Origin of the sequence: Colwellia sp. BRX8-7 (assembly GCF_014077275.1) — a bacterium.
In the GTDB taxonomy this organism is placed as follows: domain Bacteria; phylum Pseudomonadota; class Gammaproteobacteria; order Enterobacterales; family Alteromonadaceae; genus Colwellia_A.
On record NZ_JACGVP010000003.1, the window covers coordinates 246,449 to 261,641 of the forward strand.

Consider the following 15,193-nt stretch of genomic DNA (forward strand, 5'->3'; position numbering starts at 1 on the left):
AAATATTAATCAAAAACTGTCAAATAAGGCTAAATAACCATAATGCTTTTTCACTGTCTGTTAAAGTTCAGGTAAAATGGCGTTTATTACTTTGCATAACTTTGGAATATCTCGTGAGCGATCAAGAAAAAAGACTGAATAAATTTATCAGTGAATCAGGTTACTGCTCGCGCCGAGCTGCTGATAAGTTGATTGAAGAAAGTCGAGTTACGATCAATGGTAAAACCCCTGAGTTAGGTACTAAGGTACAAGCGGGTGATGTGGTTTTTGTTGATGGTAAGCAAATTGGTGCTATGCCGGCTAATAAATCTGACCGGGTTTACATTGCTTATAACAAGCCAGTGGGTATTACCTGTACGACCGAGTTACATGTTAGAGGTAATATTATTGACGCTATTGGTCACAAAGAAAGGATCTTTCCGATAGGGCGTTTAGATAAGCCTTCAGAAGGACTAATTTTCTTGACCAGTGATGGTGATATCGTTAATAAAATTTTGCGCGCTGAAAATGCCCATGACAAAGAATATATTGTCACGGTTGATAAACCCATCAGTGAGCGCTTTATCCAACGGATGTCAAAAGGTGTACCTATACTGGGAACCATCACTAAACCCTGTCTTGTTAAAGTAGAAAGTAAATTTGTTTTTCGTATTATCTTAACGCAAGGCTTAAATCGTCAAATTCGTCGGATGTGTGAATATTTAGATTACGAGGTTTTACAGCTGAAACGTTCGCGTATTATGAGTGTCGAGCTGGGTGATTTACGACCAGGACAATGGCGAGATTTAACCACAGCGGAAATGGTTGAAATTAATGCAGCGGTAGCCACGTCGACGAAAACAGCTTTACCAAAAGAAATCGATGAATCGGGTGATCCATGGGCAACCGTTATTGCAGTAACAGACATAGAAAATGATGTTAAAAAATAAAGCTTAGTTATACTAAACGTTAATTATGTTTGGTTTGTAAGACAATAAAAAAGGACGCCTAAGCGTCCTTTTTTTGTTTTCTTACTTTAATGCTTACTATTTTCTAGCAGCATCTTTTGCTTCTTTAGCTGCTTTAACTTCAGCGATAACAACTTCTGCTACGTTATTAGGACAAGGCATGTAGTGAGAGAATTCCATTGAGAATTGACCACGACCTGATGTCATTGTACGTAATGTTCCGATGTAACCAAACATTTCTGAAAGAGGTACGTCAGCTTTAATACGAACACCAGAAACACCTGCGTCTTGACCTGCGATCATGCCACGACGACGGTTTAAATCACCAATAACATCACCAACGTGATCATCAGGCGTAAACACATCAACTTTCATGATAGGTTCGATTAACTGTGCACCAGCTTTTGGAATTGACTGACGGAAAGCACCACGAGCAGCAAGTTCAAAGGCAACAGCAGATGAATCGACCGCGTGGAAACCACCATCGTATAATTCAATTTCAACGTCAAGTACAGGGAAGCCAGCAAGAACACCAGTATCCATCATGCCTTTGAAGCCTTTCTCGATTGCTGGGAAGAATTCCTTAGGAACATTACCACCAACAACAACAGAGCTGAATACGAAACCAGTACCAGGTTCGCCGGGCTTAATACGGTAATCAATTTTACCGAACTGACCAGAACCACCAGATTGTTTCTTATGTGTGTAAGAATCTTCAATTGCGGTAGTGATTGTTTCACGGTACGCAACTTGTGGCTTACCAACTTCTAATTCAACACCGTAAGTACGTTTTAGAATATCTACTTTGATATCTAAGTGAAGCTCACCCATACCAGATAAAATTGTTTCACCTGAATCGATATCAGTTTCAACTTTAAAAGTAGGATCTTCTGCAACCATTTTACCGATAGCAAGACCCATCTTCTCAGTTGAACCTTTATCTTTAGGTGTTACAGAGATTGAAATTACCGGCTTAGGAAATACCATAGCTTCTAGAACGATAGGGTGCTTAGGATCACATAATGTGTGGCCCGTCTGAACATTGCTCTTCATACCAACAATCGCGATGATATCACCAGCTTGTGCTGAAGTAAGTTCGTTACGGTCATCAGCTTGCATTTCACACATACGTCCAACACGCTCAGTTTTACCTGTAGCAGCGTTAAGAATGGTATCGCCTTTCTTCAATGTACCTGAATAGATACGTACGAAAGTTAATGTACCAAAACGGTCATCAGTGATTTTGAATGCTAACGCTTTGAATGTTTCTTCTGCAGAAACGATTGCGAATTCGCCATTAGGCGTGCCTTCTTCATCAGTAAGTGGTTGAGGAGTAACATCCGTAGGTGAAGGCAAGTAATCAACAACAGCATCAAGAATTAATTGAATACCTTTGTTTTTAAATGCAGATGCACCGTAAGTTGGGAAGAAAGTCATATCACGAGTACCAGCACGGATACACGCTTTGATTTGTTCTGTAGTAGGAACCATTTCCCCTTCTAAGAACTCCATCAACATATCTTCATCAACTTCTAAAGCTGTTTCGATTAACTGTATACGGTACTCAGCAGCTTTTTCTACCATATCCGCTGGAATATCAGTAATTTCATAGTTTTCTGGAAGACCTGTGTCATCCCAGATGTAAGCTTTTTCGCTAAGAAGATCAACAACACCAACAAAGTCATCTTCTTCGCCAATTGGCAAAGTCATAATAAGTGGCGTAGCACCTAAAACGTTTTTAACTTGCTTACAAACACGGTAGAAATCAGCGCCTAAACGGTCAAGTTTGTTGATCATGATAATACGAGCAACTTTTGAGTCGTTCGCGTAACGCCAGTTAGTTTCTGATTGTGGTTCAACACCACCAGAACCACAGAATACGCCGATACCACCATCAAGTACTTTAAGTGAACGGTAAACTTCAACAGTGAAGTCAACGTGACCAGGAGTATCGATGACATTGAAACGGTGATCGTTCCAAAAACAGCTTACCGCAGCAGACTGTATGGTAATACCGCGCTCAGCTTCTTGTTCCATGAAGTCAGTGGTAGATTCACCATCATGTACTTCACCAGTTTTATGGATCTGACCGGTTAATTTAAGGATACGTTCAGTTGTTGTGGTTTTACCAGCATCAACGTGAGCGAAGATACCAATATTTCTATATTTAGATAAATCTGCCATTACTTTACTCTATTTAAGTCGCTACTAAAAAAGCGGAATTGTTGAAAATTTGCGCGCGAGTATACCATTAGTAAGTTCAAACAAAAATAAAAAATGAAAATTAATTAATAACAGTGATAAAAAGTTGGGCTGATCTGGCGGTGTTTTATCGTGAGTTTATGGCATTAATTATCGAATTATAGCGAGTTGTCGACGGCCAAGACTTTAATAGCTTGTTTGATAAGGTGCGATAGCTGTTTTTAATGATACCTTAACTAACATAATTGCGACCTTTTACACGACCCAATTGTTATACTTATTAAGACAGCTAAAAAGGGATCAGTTTTGACGAAATGGAATGACAAGCTACTGGAAAGTATGAAGCAGGGTGATGAGGTGGCATTAGAACAATGCTACCGGTTACTCTCTCCTATTATCTTTACTGCAATTCTTAAGATTTGTAAAAACCGCCATGATGCTAATGACCTATTACAAGATACCTTTGTAGATGCTTTTGACAATTTAGCTTCTTTTCATCAACAGGTACCTTTTATTGCTTGGCTAAAAAGAATAGCCTTTAATAATACCTTTAATTTTTTAAAAAAAAATAAACGCTTAACAATTGGCACTGACCATTTACCCGAGGCGGTGTCTTTGGAAAATAGTATTGAAAGCGACTATGAGAGCCGCAATTTATTACTTTACTTGTTCGAGCGTTTGTCCGAAATGGAGTGTTTGATTATGTGGCTATATATAGCAGAGCAATATAAGCATAGCGAAATAGCGGAAGTTATTGGAAAAACGCCAAGTTATTCAAAATCAGTTGTCTGTCGATGTTTACAAAAGTTAAGGGCGAATGCAGAGGTAAAAAAGTATGCTAATTAGCAAAATAAATGGTGATGACTTACCTGAGCAAACGCGTCAGCTTGATTCATATTTAACCCTTGATTCGGTGCGTAAAGAAATAACTGCATTGCAACAGTCGGCAGATGAAATAGCGCTAGAAACACCCGATGAACTCAATTGGCAGAAAATTAATCATCGTTTAGCCACTTCAACTCATCGTACAAGGGGGCAGAGTAAATCTACAAATATATTTACAGAGAAAAAACCGTTACTCGCTATGGTTGCGTCTTTGTCATTTTTATTTATAGGTGGTTTGAGTTGGTATAACTATCAATTACAACAACAGTTAGTTATGGCATTAAAAACTAACCAAAGCATGGAATTACAACTCGCTGAATATAGCCAGCTACAAGTAAATCAATACTATCTATTGCAAGAAATCTCTGCGGTGGAAGCCAAGCTGCTTAACGAACCATCTTTGAAAGTTAAGGTAGCGATATTAAAACACAGGAGCGCATTAATGCAACAAGTGCTCGAGTATCAACAAGGAGGTAACGATGAGTTTAGTATTTAAGGCCTTATTCACTAATAAGTATAGTGGTGTGTTATTAGTGCTGCTTTTATCAAAGCCCTTATTCGCCGCAACGCCACAAACGCATGAATGTGCAACGCTAGCGCTGACCGCTAATAATCAACAAAGCCAGGCGATAACCTACCAGCTGTTGTCACATAACAATAGTGCGATTGATAACAACGCCTATTTAGATAATAGCTACCAAGCCGTGTTTATCGCTCCAGGACAACATAGCTTAAAGGTAAGGGCTTGGCGGACAGCCGATTATCTCAGTTACCACAATGGTATTGATATAAATAAACAGCAGGCATTGATTAAAAAAACTGTTGACCACCAGCTATTAATAACCGTGGTTGCCGACGCTAACTATCAACTGTTACCGATAAACGAAGAGGATGGAACTGTACTCGTCTTAGAAAAAAATCTGCAAAATTGTCATCCAGACACTCGCAGCGTGTTAGTAGCTAAGCATCAGCCATTAACATCCCAGATGATAAATTCGGTCTCCTTACCCGGAGATCTTGAGATACGCTTATATAATTTAATGGGAAAGTTAGCGCTTGAGAACTCATCAAGTATTAAGGGTTTAGTAGCAACAAGTAATATAGTGCCGCTTAGATTAATGGGGAGTTTTGGTCTGACGTTTGACCAAGGTAATGATACCAACAATGACACGCTGAAGGTATTAACCGTTCATCCTTTCTCCGTCGCCCATACCTTAAAATTAGCCAGTGGTGATGTGATTGTAAATCTAAACAACAAAAGTGACTTAACGGTAAAAGCTTCACCCAATCAGAAGTTTCAACACTATGTTAACCGTTTAGCTATTGGCGAGGATATAGAGATTACCGTTCGACGAGATAATAAAGAACGGCTATTAAAAGGTAATTACCAGCCAAAAATATTGCCTGAAAGCCACTATAAAATAAATGGTACTGCCATTGTAGATTCATTCGACGATAAGCAATGTGCATCGTTAAGTCGATACTTCACGGGGATAAAAGGCTATAAGATAATTAGCCACAATGGTCAGTCAGTGAGTGAGCTTTATGGAAATTCAGCTCCAACAAGGTTAAGCCTGTCGCCAGGCGTTCATCGATTTCAAGCGGTATTTTCTCCTCGACCTACTAGTGCCATTAATAGTCAAATGGCGAGTACCCTTGATATTGCCCCAAGAATATCGGGCGGTAGCCGAGCGGGTGAAGCGGGTATTAAAACCTTAATCCGTACAAGAACAGGTTCGATTAATGGTTGGTTCGGTAATCCTACTGATCGTAATTCAGCCAGAACCAATGGTACGATAGTCGACGATTATATCATTGAGCCAATGGTGGGGCGGCCATTACTGAATGTTACCCTAAATGTTGAACAGGCTAAGCAATATAAATTAACGCTAGCACAGGAATCTACTGAGTCTAAACAGTCGATTTATGAAATTACGTCAACAGCTACGTTAAGTGAAATAGATTGTGCTGAAACTGTCTTATCGGCAATTTTATCGCCTCCATTAACAACGCAGTCCTTAATAAATAGTCAGACCTTAACGCCTTCACTTCAGTACGAGTTAGATCAATTGTTGTTAGAAGTGGCCTCTTATTATCAGCTCAGTGGTATTAACACCGGTATTGTTGATATTTACCGCGAGAAAAAGCTCGATAATAAGTATGGCCTTATTGGTAAGATGACTGATTATCGAGCAGGTTATGCCTTGTTAGTTAAACAAGTCAGTAGTAATAGCATGGCAAGTCGGGCAGGTTTGATGGCGGGAGATAAAATATTGGCTTTAAACAACACCATTTTTATTAATAACAAGCCAAGTGAATTTTTAGCCGGTATAGCAAAGTTAAAAGCGGATGAAGTCTATACATTACTTATTTTAAGAGAAAATGAACAACGTGAGTTCGTTGCGGTTTACCAAGAAAAAGATCTTCCTGCTTTCTTCTTGTCAGTAGATATGAGCTCTGTAGCACAAGCCCAACAGGCTTTGGATCGGATAAACAGTTCAAACTAAGCTGATAATAGGGATAGCCATTTGTACTAAAAAGCAGATAACCTATATTAACAATCAATAACGGAGACAACTGATGAATAAATTTACAATTATAACCGCGTTATCATTAATACTGGCTGGATGTAGCGCTTATCAAATCAAAGCCGATGTTGATGAAGGTAAATTTCGCTTTGTTAACTTTGAAAAAGAACGGGGTAAGCAATTTGAGTATATCCATCTTATGTGTCTGTATAAAAGGCCAATTGAATGGAATCTACCTAAGCAGTATCAAGCAGGTAATCACCAATTATGGGTAAAAGCGCAAATTTACCAAAATGGCATGAGCATTCGTGAAAAGAATGCCTTCGTTAAATTTGACGTAACGTTAAAAGCAGGCCTGAGTTATAAATTGAACCGCTCTTTTGATGATGATGATAATATTTCCATTTGGATCGAAGAAGAACAGTCTAAAAATATTGTTTCAGAAATTATTACCACTGAACTCCTTAGACCCTTGCTTATTGAAAAATCATTGAGAACTGAGCAATGTGAGTCGGGATCAATTTAGTCTGATCGCCACCGCATCTGAGCTTTAGTGATAAAAAATATTTAGGCTTGATAAATATTATCAGTTATGTATAATACGCATCCGCACATCGCTCACGCTTTGTGCGGATTTTCACCTTAGCCTTTACGGTTAAGGTTTACAGCAGCTCCGATAGGGAGTTGAATGTTATTAGCGATACACCCCCCTTTTACATATAAAAGGTGATGGGATGTATTTTGTTGTTCTTTAAAAATGGGGATTTGATTAATGTCAAATCAAAGAATTCGCATTCGTTTGAAAGCGTTCGATCATCGTTTGATTGATCAATCAACAGCTGAAATCGTAGATACTGCAAAGCGCACTGGTGCTCAGGTTCGTGGTCCAATTCCACTTCCTACACGTAAAGAGCGTTTTACTATCTTGACTTCTCCACACGTTAACAAAGATGCGCGTGATCAGTATGAAATTCGTACTCACAAACGCATGATTGATATCGTAGAGCCAACTGAAAAGACTGTAGACGCATTAATGCGTTTAGATCTAGCAGCTGGCGTTGACGTTCAAATCAGCTTGGGTTAAGGGGTTTTAACAATGACTATTGGTCTAGTTGGACGTAAAGTAGGCATGACTCGTATCTTCACTGAAGATGGCGTTTCAACACCTGTAACCGTTCTAGAAGTTGAAGCCAACCGTATTTCTCAAGTGAAAACTTTAGAAACTGACGGTTACTCGGCGCTTCAAGTTACAACAGGTAGCCGTAAGGCTAGCCGTGTTACAAAACCAGCAGCTGGGCATTTCGCTAAAGCTGGCGTTCAAGCAGGCCGTGGCCTGTGGGAATTCCGCTTAAACGAAAATGAAGGCGAAGGTTTAGAATTGGGCGGTGAAATCACTGTTTCAATTTTTAATGACACTAAATTAGTAGACGTAACCGGTACATCTAAAGGTAAAGGCTTCCAAGGCGGTATTAAACGCTGGAACTTTACTATGCAAGATGCTACTCATGGTAACTCTGTCTCTCACCGTTCAAACGGTTCGTTAGGTCAGTGTCAAACACCAGGTCGCGTTTTCAAAGGCAAAAAAATGTCTGGTCACATGGGTTCTGTGCGCTGTACTACACAAAACCTTGAATTGGTTCGCGTTGACGCAGAACGTAACTTGCTCCTTATTAAAGGTGCGGTTCCGGGTGCTATCAACGGTAACGTAATCATCAAACCAGCTGTTAAAGCTTAGTCCAGGAGATTCGTGATGGAATTATCATTAAAAGACGCTGCAGGTGCTCTTGAAGTTTCTGAAGCAACTTTTGGACTTGAGTTTAACGAAGCATTAGTACATCAGGTAGTAGTTGCATATGCAGCTGGCGCTCGTCAAGGTACTCGTGCTCAAAAGACTCGTTCAGAAGTAAGTGGCGGTGGTGCAAAACCTTGGCGTCAAAAAGGTACTGGCCGTGCTCGTGCTGGTACTAGCCGTGGTCCAATTTGGCGTTCTGGTGGCGTAACATTCGCTGCTAAACCTCAAGACCACAGCCAGAAAGTAAACCGTAAAATGTACCGTGGTGCGATTAAAAGCATCCTATCTGAGCTTGTTCGTCAAGATCGCTTAGTAGTGGTAGAAAACTTTACTGTTGAAACACCAAAAACTAAAGAATTAGTAGCTAAACTAAACGGCTTGGAGTTAAAAGATGTATTAATCATCACTCCAGAAGTTGATGAGAACTTGTTCTTATCAGCACGCAACTTGTACAAAGTTGACGTTCGTGACGTAGACGGTATTGACCCAGTTAGCTTGGTTGGTTTCGAAAAAGTTTTGATGACTGCTACTGCAGTTAAACAACTTGAGGAGATGTTAGGATGATAAGCGAAGAACGTTTGTTAAAAGTGCTTTTAGCACCGAACATTTCTGAGAAAAGCACTATGGCATCTGAAGCAAACAACACTGTTGTTTTCAAAGTTGTTACTACTGCTACTAAAGCTGAAATCAAAGCTGCTGTTGAGAAACTTTTTGAAGTTTCAGTAGACGGTGTTCGCACATTAAATGTTAAAGGTAAAGTGAAACGTACTGGTGCTCGTTTTGGTCGCAGAAGCGACTGGAAAAAAGCATACGTTACTCTTGCTGAAGGCAGCGACATCGACTTCGTCGGCGCGGAATCATAGGAGTTTACGAAAATGGCTATAGTTAAATGTAAACCTACTTCTCCGGGTCGTCGCCACGTAGTTAAAGTGGTAAACACGGAGTTGCATAAAGGTAAGCCTTACGCACCATTACTAGACACTAAGTCTAAGTCTGGTGGTCGTAATAATAACGGTCGTATTACGGTTCGTCATATTGGTGGTGGTCACAAACAACATTACCGCATGATCGATTTTAAACGTAATAAAGATGGTATCCCTGCAAAAGTTGAACGTTTGGAATATGATCCAAACCGTTCTGCTAATATTGCACTAGTATTATATGCTGATGGTGAACGTCGTTACATCCTAGCCCCTAAAGGCTTAAGCGCTGGAGATACAGTCCAGTCAGGTGTTGATGCTCCAATCAAAGCTGGTAATACTATGGCTTTACGCAACACACCATTAGGTAGTGTTGTGCATGCAATCGAACTTAAACCAGGTAAAGGTGCTCAAATAGCACGTGCTGCTGGTACTTACGCTCAACTAGTTGCTAAAGACGGTGCATATGTCACTTTACGTCTTCGCTCTGGCGAAATGCGTAAAATTGAGTCTGACTGTCGTGCTACATTAGGTGAAATCGGCAATTCTGAACACATGCTTCGCTCTTTGGGTAAAGCTGGTGCTTCAAGATGGCGCGGTGTTCGCCCAACTGTTCGTGGTGTTGCCATGAACCCAGTTGATCACCCACACGGTGGTGGTGAAGGTAAAACGTCTGGCGGTCGTCACCCGGTATCCCCTTGGGGCGTACCAACTAAGGGTTACAAGACTCGTTCAAACAAACGTACTGATAAATTTATCGTGCGTCGTCGTACTAAATAGTACATTTAATTAATACTCTGATTGTTTGAGCTTGGTTTACTTCGGTAAAGTTAAGTTCAACATGAAGGGTAAATAAAGAGGATTCACCATGCCACGTTCTCTCAAGAAAGGTCCATTTATAGACCTACACTTGCTGACGAAGGTAGAGAAAGCTCTGGAAAGCGGGAATAAAAAGCCAATTAAGACTTGGTCCCGTCGTTCAATGATCATCCCAACGATGATCGGATTGACCATAGCTGTCCATAATGGCCGTCAACACGTACCTGTATTTGTAACTGATGAAATGATCGGTCACAAATTAGGAGAATTTGCACCAACTCGTACTTATCGCGGTCATATCGCTGATAAGAAAGCGAAGAAATAGGGGAAATTGAATGGAAGCTATCGCTATACATAAATTTGCCCGCGGTTCTGCTCAGAAAGCACGTTTAGTTGTGGATCAAATCCGCGGCTTACATGTAGAGAAAGCACTTGAAATTTTAACTTTTAGCAACAAATCAGCTGCTGAATTAGTTAAAAAAGTACTTAACTCTGCAATTGCTAACGCTGAACATAACGAAGGTGCAGACATTGATGAACTTATCGTAAAAACTATTACAGTTGACGATGGTCCTACAATGAAACGTATTCGTCCTCGTGCAAAAGGCCGCGCGGATCGTATAATTAAGCGCACAAGTCACATTACTGTGATCGTGTCTGATTCTTAGGAGTATATTAGTATGGGTCAAAAAGTTCATCCTAACGGTATTCGCTTAGGTATCACGAAACCTTTCGCGTCTACGTGGTTTGCAAGTAACAAAGACTTCGCTGAAAATTTACGCGGTGACCATTTGGTTCGCGAATATTTGAAAGAGAAGCTTGTTCGTGCATCATTATCAAAAGTAGTTATTGAGCGTCCAGCTAAATCTATCCGCGTAACAATTCATACGGCTCGTCCGGGTGTTGTTATCGGTAAGAAAGGCGAAGATGTTGAGAAACTACGCTTAGCAGTTTCTAAAATTGCTGGTGTTCCTGCTCAAATCAACATTGCTGAAGTACGTAAGCCAGAAATGGATGCGCAGCTTGTTGCTGACAGTATTGCTAGTCAATTAGAACGTCGTGTGATGTTTCGTCGCGCTATGAAACGTGCTGTACAAAATGCTATGCGTCTAGGCGCAAAGGGTATTAAAGTACAAGTAAGTGGTCGTTTAGGCGGTGCAGATATTGCACGTGCTGAATGGTATCGTGAAGGTCGTGTACCACTACACACTTTACGTGCTGACATCGATTACGCTATTGCACGCGGTAACACAACTTATGGTGTTATTGGTATCAAAGTGTGGATCTTTAAAGGTGAAATCATTGGTAACATGCCTCTACAGGCAGAAGTACCAGCGGCTAAACCTAAAAGAAAAAACAACCGCAAGCCTAAGTAGGAGCTAAGTAATGTTACAACCAAAACGTACTAAATTCCGTAAGCAATTTAAAATGCGCAACCGTGGTCTTGCACACGTCGGTAGCTCAGTTAGCTTCGGTACTTTCGGTTTAAAATCAATGGAACGTGGTCGTATGACTGCGCGTCAGATTGAAGCGGCACGTCGAGCAATGACTCGTCACGTAAAGCGTCAAGGTAAAATCTGGATACGTGTATTCCCTGATAAGCCAATTACTAAAAAGCCTCTTGAGGTTCGTATGGGTAAAGGTAAAGGTTCAGTGGAATATTGGGTATGCCAAATTCTACCTGGCCGTGTTCTTTATGAAATGGAAGGTGTATCGGAAGAAATCGCACGCGAAGCATTTGCTTTAGCAGCGGCTAAACTTCCGTTCAAAACATCTTTCGTAACTAGAACGGTGATGTAATGAAAGCTAGTGAATTAAAAGATAAAAGCATTGAAGAGCTAAATACTGAAATGCTTGCATTATTACGCGAACAGTTTAACTATCGCATGCAAGCAAGCACAGGACAATTAGCACAAACTCATTTGCTAAGAACGGTACGTCGCAATATTGCACGTGTAAAGACTATCATAACTGAAAAGGCAGGTAAGTAATGAGCGAAGCTAAAATCCGCACACTACAAGGTCGTGTTGTCAGTGATAAAATGGATAAGTCTATCACTGTATTAATTGAACGTCGTGTTAAGCACCCTATTTACGGTAAGTACCTTACACGTTCAACTAAGTTGAAAGTGCATGATGAGACTAACCAATGTAATGCTGGTGATTTAGTAACAATTCGTGAAGTTGCACCAATTTCAAAGTCTAAAAACTGGACTTTAGTTGCTGTAATTACAAAAGCATAATTTACTTTTTGTAAATTTGTTTTAACGAACGTGTTAAATAAAAACCCTATCACAGTGTGATAGGGTTTTTTTTTGCTTAAAATATTGCCGACAACTAATGGCTTGATGATGAGATGCCAATGGTGTTAAAGGATATTTTACTAGGGTGAATGCTTAGCAATTGTTTATTTTTTAACTAAATAAGGTATCACTTTCATTTTGGTGGTGTTATAATCTCGCGCCCTCCGAATTCGTCTGACGTTTTTATGGGGGCAGTAGAAGGCAGTGACGGGTCAAATTTCTGGCCTTAAATTATATCTAAGTTTGTTTAGATAAATAGCGGAGTAAAACTCAATGATCCAAATGCAATCACAACTGAACGTAGCTGATAACAGCGGCGCTCGACGTGTACAGTGTATAAAGGTTCTTGGTGGTTCGCACCGTCGCTACGCGCGTATCGGTGATATCATTAAAATTGCAGTGAAGGAATCAAATCCTCGCGGCAAAGTTAAAAAAGGTGATGTTCTGACTGCGGTAGTTGTGCGCACTAAGAAAGGTGTTCGTCGTTCAGATGGTTCAACCATCCGTTTTGATGAAAACGCGGCTGTAATGTTAAATGCTAACTTACAACCAATTGGTACTCGTATTTTCGGTCCAGTGACGCGTGAACTTCGTAATGAAAAGTTCATGAAAATCGTTTCACTTGCACCTGAAGTACTATAAGGAGTCACGATAATGGCATCTAAGATTCGTCGTGATGATGAAGTTATTGTACTAGCTGGCAAAGACAAGGGTAAGACTGGTAAAGTCACTAAAGTTCTTGTTGATGACGGCAAAGTATTTGTAGAAGGCATAAACTTGATCAAGAAACACACTAAGCCTGTACCTCAGTTACAGCAGCCTGGTGGAATTATTGAAAAAGAAGCTTCTTTACAAGTTTCAAACGTAGCGATTGTTAACCCTAAAACGGGTAAAGCAGATCGTGTAGGCTTTAGAATTGAAGACGGCAAAAAAGTTCGTTTCTTCAAATCTAACAACGAACTAGTTTAATTATTGGAGTAAACGATGGCGAAACTGCATGATTTTTACAAAGATACTGTTGTAAACGACCTTCAGAAGAAGTTCGAATACAAAAGTGTCATGCAAGTCCCTCGGATTGAAAAGATCACCCTTAACATGGGTGTTGGTGAAGCTATTGCTGATAAAAAAGTATTAGACCATGCCACAAATGATCTTACTGCAATCTCAGGTCAAAAACCAGTTACGACTGTAGCACGCAAATCTGTTGCGGGCTTTAAGATTCGTGAAGGTTATCCTATTGGTACAAAAGTAACTCTACGTGGCGAACGTATGTGGGAATTTTTAGAGCGTTTAATTTCGATCTCTATTCCTCGTATCCGCGATTTCCGTGGCTTAAACCCTAAGTCATTCGATGGCCGTGGTAACTACAGCATGGGCGTACGTGAGCAAATAATCTTCCCTGAAATCGATTACGATAAAATCGATAAAATTCGTGGGATGGATATTACTATCACTACTAGCGCGAAGAATAATGAAGAAGGACACGCATTGTTGTCTGCCTTTAGCTTCCCGTTTAAGAACAAGGTGTAGAGTTATGGCTAAAACGTCAATGAAAGCTCGTGAAGCTAAAAGAACCAAATTAGTAGCACAGTACGCTGAAAAGCGTAGTGCATTAAAAGCAATCATCTCTAACGATAATTCTTCTGAAGAAGATCGTTGGGATGCTGTATTGAAACTTCAAAGTTTACCTCGTGATTCATCAAGTAGTCGTCAACGTAACCGTTGTAACATTACTGGTCGTCCTCATGGTTTCTTACGTAAATTCGGTTTAAGCCGAATCAAATTGCGTGAAGCAATGATGCGTGGTGAAGTTCCAGGTCTTAAGAAAGCTAGTTGGTAATTCACGGGAGTAAATTGTTATGATGACTGATCCTATCGCGGATATGTTTACACGCATTCGCAACGGTCAATCTGCAGCAAAAGTTGCAGTTACAATGCCATCTTCTAAAGTAAAAGTTGCTATCGCAAACTTGCTTAAAGAAGAAGGTTATGTATCAGAGTTTTCAGTATCAGGCGAAGTTAAGCCTGAGTTATCTGTAACTTTGAAATATTTTGAAGGTAAAGAAGTAATTGAAACGATCAAGCGTGTTTCACGTCCTGGTCTTCGTATATACAAAAGCTGTGATGAACTTCCTAAAGTTCTTGCAGGTATGGGTATTGCGATCGTATCTACTTCTAAAGGTCTGATGACTGATCGCGCTGCTCGCTCTGCGGGTATCGGCGGTGAAATCATCGGTTTCGTAGCGTAAGGAGAAATATATGTCTCGTGTTGCAAAAGCACCTGTCGTTGTTCCTGCTGGCGTTACTGTTACGTTATCAGGTCAAGACATTATAGTTAAAGGTCCAATGGGCGAATTATCTCGCACGATCCATAGTGACGTTGTTATTTCTCAAGAAGAAAATAGCATCATTACTAATATCGTTGCCGATGTTAAAGGCGCTTGGGCTCAAGCCGGTACTACACGTGCTTTAATCCAGAATATGGTTGAAGGTGTAAGTACAGGTTATGTAAAAACATTGTTATTAAACGGTGTTGGTTATCGTGCAAAAGCTGATGGTAAGTCTTTAAACTTATCTTTAGGTTTATCACACCCAGTTAACCACGCAATCCCTGATGGGATTACTGTTGAAACTCCTAGTCAAACTGAAGTCATACTGAAAGGTGCTGATAAACAGTTGGTTGGTCAAGTTGCTGCAGACATTCGTTCTTACCGTAAGCCAGAGCCTTATAAAGGTAAAGGTATACGTTATAGTGACGAGCATGTTCGCCGTAAAGAAGCTAAGAAGAAGTAGGATAA

At 40.3% G+C, this 15,193-nt stretch carries 23 protein-coding genes; 22 read left to right on the forward strand and 1 reads right to left on the reverse strand.

Features of this window, described 5'->3' with window-relative positions:
• The first annotated feature begins 113 nt into the window (after positions 1 to 113).
• Positions 114 to 929 carry a 23S rRNA pseudouridine(2604) synthase RluF gene (gene rluF, locus H4J57_RS04620; protein WP_083277955.1) on the forward strand — a complete coding sequence of 272 codons (816 nt, stop codon included), beginning with the start codon at positions 114 to 116 and terminating at the stop codon, positions 927 to 929.
• A 96-nt stretch (positions 930 to 1,025) separates the two neighbouring features.
• Here rluF and fusA read toward each other — a convergent pair whose 3' ends face one another.
• Positions 1,026 to 3,131, reverse strand: coding sequence for an elongation factor G (gene fusA, locus H4J57_RS04625; RefSeq protein ID WP_182242108.1), 2,106 nt, complete (start codon positions 3,129 to 3,131; stop codon positions 1,026 to 1,028).
• A 324-nt stretch (positions 3,132 to 3,455) separates the two neighbouring features.
• On the opposite strand from fusA, the gene H4J57_RS04630 reads away from it, so the two are divergent.
• The 21 genes from H4J57_RS04630 (at position 3,456) to rplF (ending at position 15,188) form a co-directional block, all read left to right on the forward strand.
• The gene (locus H4J57_RS04630) at positions 3,456 to 3,995 is read left to right on the forward strand and encodes an RNA polymerase sigma factor (RefSeq protein WP_182242109.1); all 540 of its coding nucleotides are present in this window, start codon (positions 3,456 to 3,458) and stop codon (positions 3,993 to 3,995) included.
• A complete protein-coding gene (locus H4J57_RS04635) occupies positions 3,985 to 4,530 on the forward strand; it encodes a hypothetical protein (RefSeq protein ID WP_182230685.1) in 546 nt (181 codons plus the stop codon). The genes H4J57_RS04630 and H4J57_RS04635 overlap by 11 nt, the downstream gene beginning before the upstream one ends.
• Positions 4,514 to 6,541, forward strand: coding sequence for a hypothetical protein (locus H4J57_RS04640; protein ID WP_182242110.1), 2,028 nt, complete (start codon positions 4,514 to 4,516; stop codon positions 6,539 to 6,541). The genes H4J57_RS04635 and H4J57_RS04640 overlap by 17 nt, the downstream gene beginning before the upstream one ends.
• Before the next feature lie 73 nt (positions 6,542 to 6,614).
• Positions 6,615 to 7,088, forward strand: coding sequence for a hypothetical protein (locus tag H4J57_RS04645; protein ID WP_182242111.1), 474 nt, complete (start codon positions 6,615 to 6,617; stop codon positions 7,086 to 7,088).
• Between the two features lie 246 nt (positions 7,089 to 7,334).
• Positions 7,335 to 7,646, forward strand: a complete 312-nt coding sequence (gene rpsJ / locus H4J57_RS04650; RefSeq protein WP_070375080.1) for a 30S ribosomal protein S10 — start codon at positions 7,335 to 7,337, stop codon at positions 7,644 to 7,646.
• 12 nt (positions 7,647 to 7,658) lie between these two features.
• The gene (gene rplC, locus H4J57_RS04655; protein WP_070375079.1) at positions 7,659 to 8,297 is read left to right on the forward strand and encodes a 50S ribosomal protein L3; all 639 of its coding nucleotides are present in this window, start codon (positions 7,659 to 7,661) and stop codon (positions 8,295 to 8,297) included.
• Positions 8,298 to 8,312: 15 nt separating this feature from the next.
• Positions 8,313 to 8,918 carry a 50S ribosomal protein L4 gene (gene rplD, locus H4J57_RS04660; protein ID WP_070375078.1) on the forward strand — a complete coding sequence of 202 codons (606 nt, stop codon included), beginning with the start codon at positions 8,313 to 8,315 and terminating at the stop codon, positions 8,916 to 8,918.
• Entirely contained in the window at positions 8,915 to 9,217 is a 303-nt protein-coding gene (gene rplW, locus H4J57_RS04665; protein ID WP_070375077.1) for a 50S ribosomal protein L23, read from the forward strand. The genes rplD and rplW overlap by 4 nt, the downstream gene beginning before the upstream one ends.
• A gap of 12 nt (positions 9,218 to 9,229) precedes the next feature.
• Positions 9,230 to 10,054 carry a 50S ribosomal protein L2 gene (gene rplB, locus H4J57_RS04670; protein ID WP_070375076.1) on the forward strand — a complete coding sequence of 275 codons (825 nt, stop codon included), beginning with the start codon at positions 9,230 to 9,232 and terminating at the stop codon, positions 10,052 to 10,054.
• 88 nt (positions 10,055 to 10,142) lie between these two features.
• Positions 10,143 to 10,418, forward strand: coding sequence for a 30S ribosomal protein S19 (gene rpsS, locus H4J57_RS04675; protein ID WP_070375075.1), 276 nt, complete (start codon positions 10,143 to 10,145; stop codon positions 10,416 to 10,418).
• Between the two features lie 10 nt (positions 10,419 to 10,428).
• Complete coding sequence (gene rplV, locus H4J57_RS04680; protein ID WP_070375074.1) at positions 10,429 to 10,761, forward strand: 50S ribosomal protein L22; 333 nt, start codon at positions 10,429 to 10,431, stop codon at positions 10,759 to 10,761.
• Between the two features lie 12 nt (positions 10,762 to 10,773).
• Positions 10,774 to 11,469: a 30S ribosomal protein S3 gene (gene rpsC / locus H4J57_RS04685; RefSeq protein ID WP_070375073.1), complete on the forward strand. Its 696-nt coding sequence runs from the start codon at positions 10,774 to 10,776 to the stop codon at positions 11,467 to 11,469.
• Between the two features lie 10 nt (positions 11,470 to 11,479).
• The gene (gene rplP, locus H4J57_RS04690; RefSeq protein ID WP_070375072.1) at positions 11,480 to 11,893 is read left to right on the forward strand and encodes a 50S ribosomal protein L16; all 414 of its coding nucleotides are present in this window, start codon (positions 11,480 to 11,482) and stop codon (positions 11,891 to 11,893) included.
• The gene (gene rpmC, locus H4J57_RS04695) at positions 11,893 to 12,084 is read left to right on the forward strand and encodes a 50S ribosomal protein L29 (RefSeq protein ID WP_070375071.1); all 192 of its coding nucleotides are present in this window, start codon (positions 11,893 to 11,895) and stop codon (positions 12,082 to 12,084) included. The genes rplP and rpmC overlap by 1 nt, the downstream gene beginning before the upstream one ends.
• Positions 12,084 to 12,335, forward strand: coding sequence for a 30S ribosomal protein S17 (rpsQ, locus tag H4J57_RS04700; RefSeq protein WP_070375070.1), 252 nt, complete (start codon positions 12,084 to 12,086; stop codon positions 12,333 to 12,335). Before rpmC ends, rpsQ begins: the two co-directional genes overlap by 1 nt.
• A 333-nt stretch (positions 12,336 to 12,668) precedes the next feature.
• Positions 12,669 to 13,037, forward strand: a complete 369-nt coding sequence (gene rplN / locus H4J57_RS04705; RefSeq protein ID WP_070375069.1) for a 50S ribosomal protein L14 — start codon at positions 12,669 to 12,671, stop codon at positions 13,035 to 13,037.
• A gap of 12 nt (positions 13,038 to 13,049) precedes the next feature.
• On the forward strand, positions 13,050 to 13,364 hold the full coding sequence (gene rplX / locus H4J57_RS04710) for a 50S ribosomal protein L24 (RefSeq protein ID WP_070375068.1): 315 nt from the start codon (positions 13,050 to 13,052) through the stop codon (positions 13,362 to 13,364).
• A 15-nt stretch (positions 13,365 to 13,379) separates the two neighbouring features.
• A complete protein-coding gene (gene rplE, locus H4J57_RS04715; RefSeq protein WP_070375067.1) occupies positions 13,380 to 13,925 on the forward strand; it encodes a 50S ribosomal protein L5 in 546 nt (181 codons plus the stop codon).
• Between the two features lie 4 nt (positions 13,926 to 13,929).
• The gene (rpsN, locus tag H4J57_RS04720; RefSeq protein WP_070375066.1) at positions 13,930 to 14,235 is read left to right on the forward strand and encodes a 30S ribosomal protein S14; all 306 of its coding nucleotides are present in this window, start codon (positions 13,930 to 13,932) and stop codon (positions 14,233 to 14,235) included.
• A 19-nt stretch (positions 14,236 to 14,254) separates the two neighbouring features.
• A complete protein-coding gene (gene rpsH, locus H4J57_RS04725) occupies positions 14,255 to 14,644 on the forward strand; it encodes a 30S ribosomal protein S8 (protein WP_146799770.1) in 390 nt (129 codons plus the stop codon).
• A 10-nt stretch (positions 14,645 to 14,654) separates the two neighbouring features.
• Complete coding sequence (gene rplF / locus H4J57_RS04730) at positions 14,655 to 15,188, forward strand: 50S ribosomal protein L6 (protein ID WP_070375065.1); 534 nt, start codon at positions 14,655 to 14,657, stop codon at positions 15,186 to 15,188.
• The last annotated feature ends 5 nt before the right edge of the window (positions 15,189 to 15,193 follow it).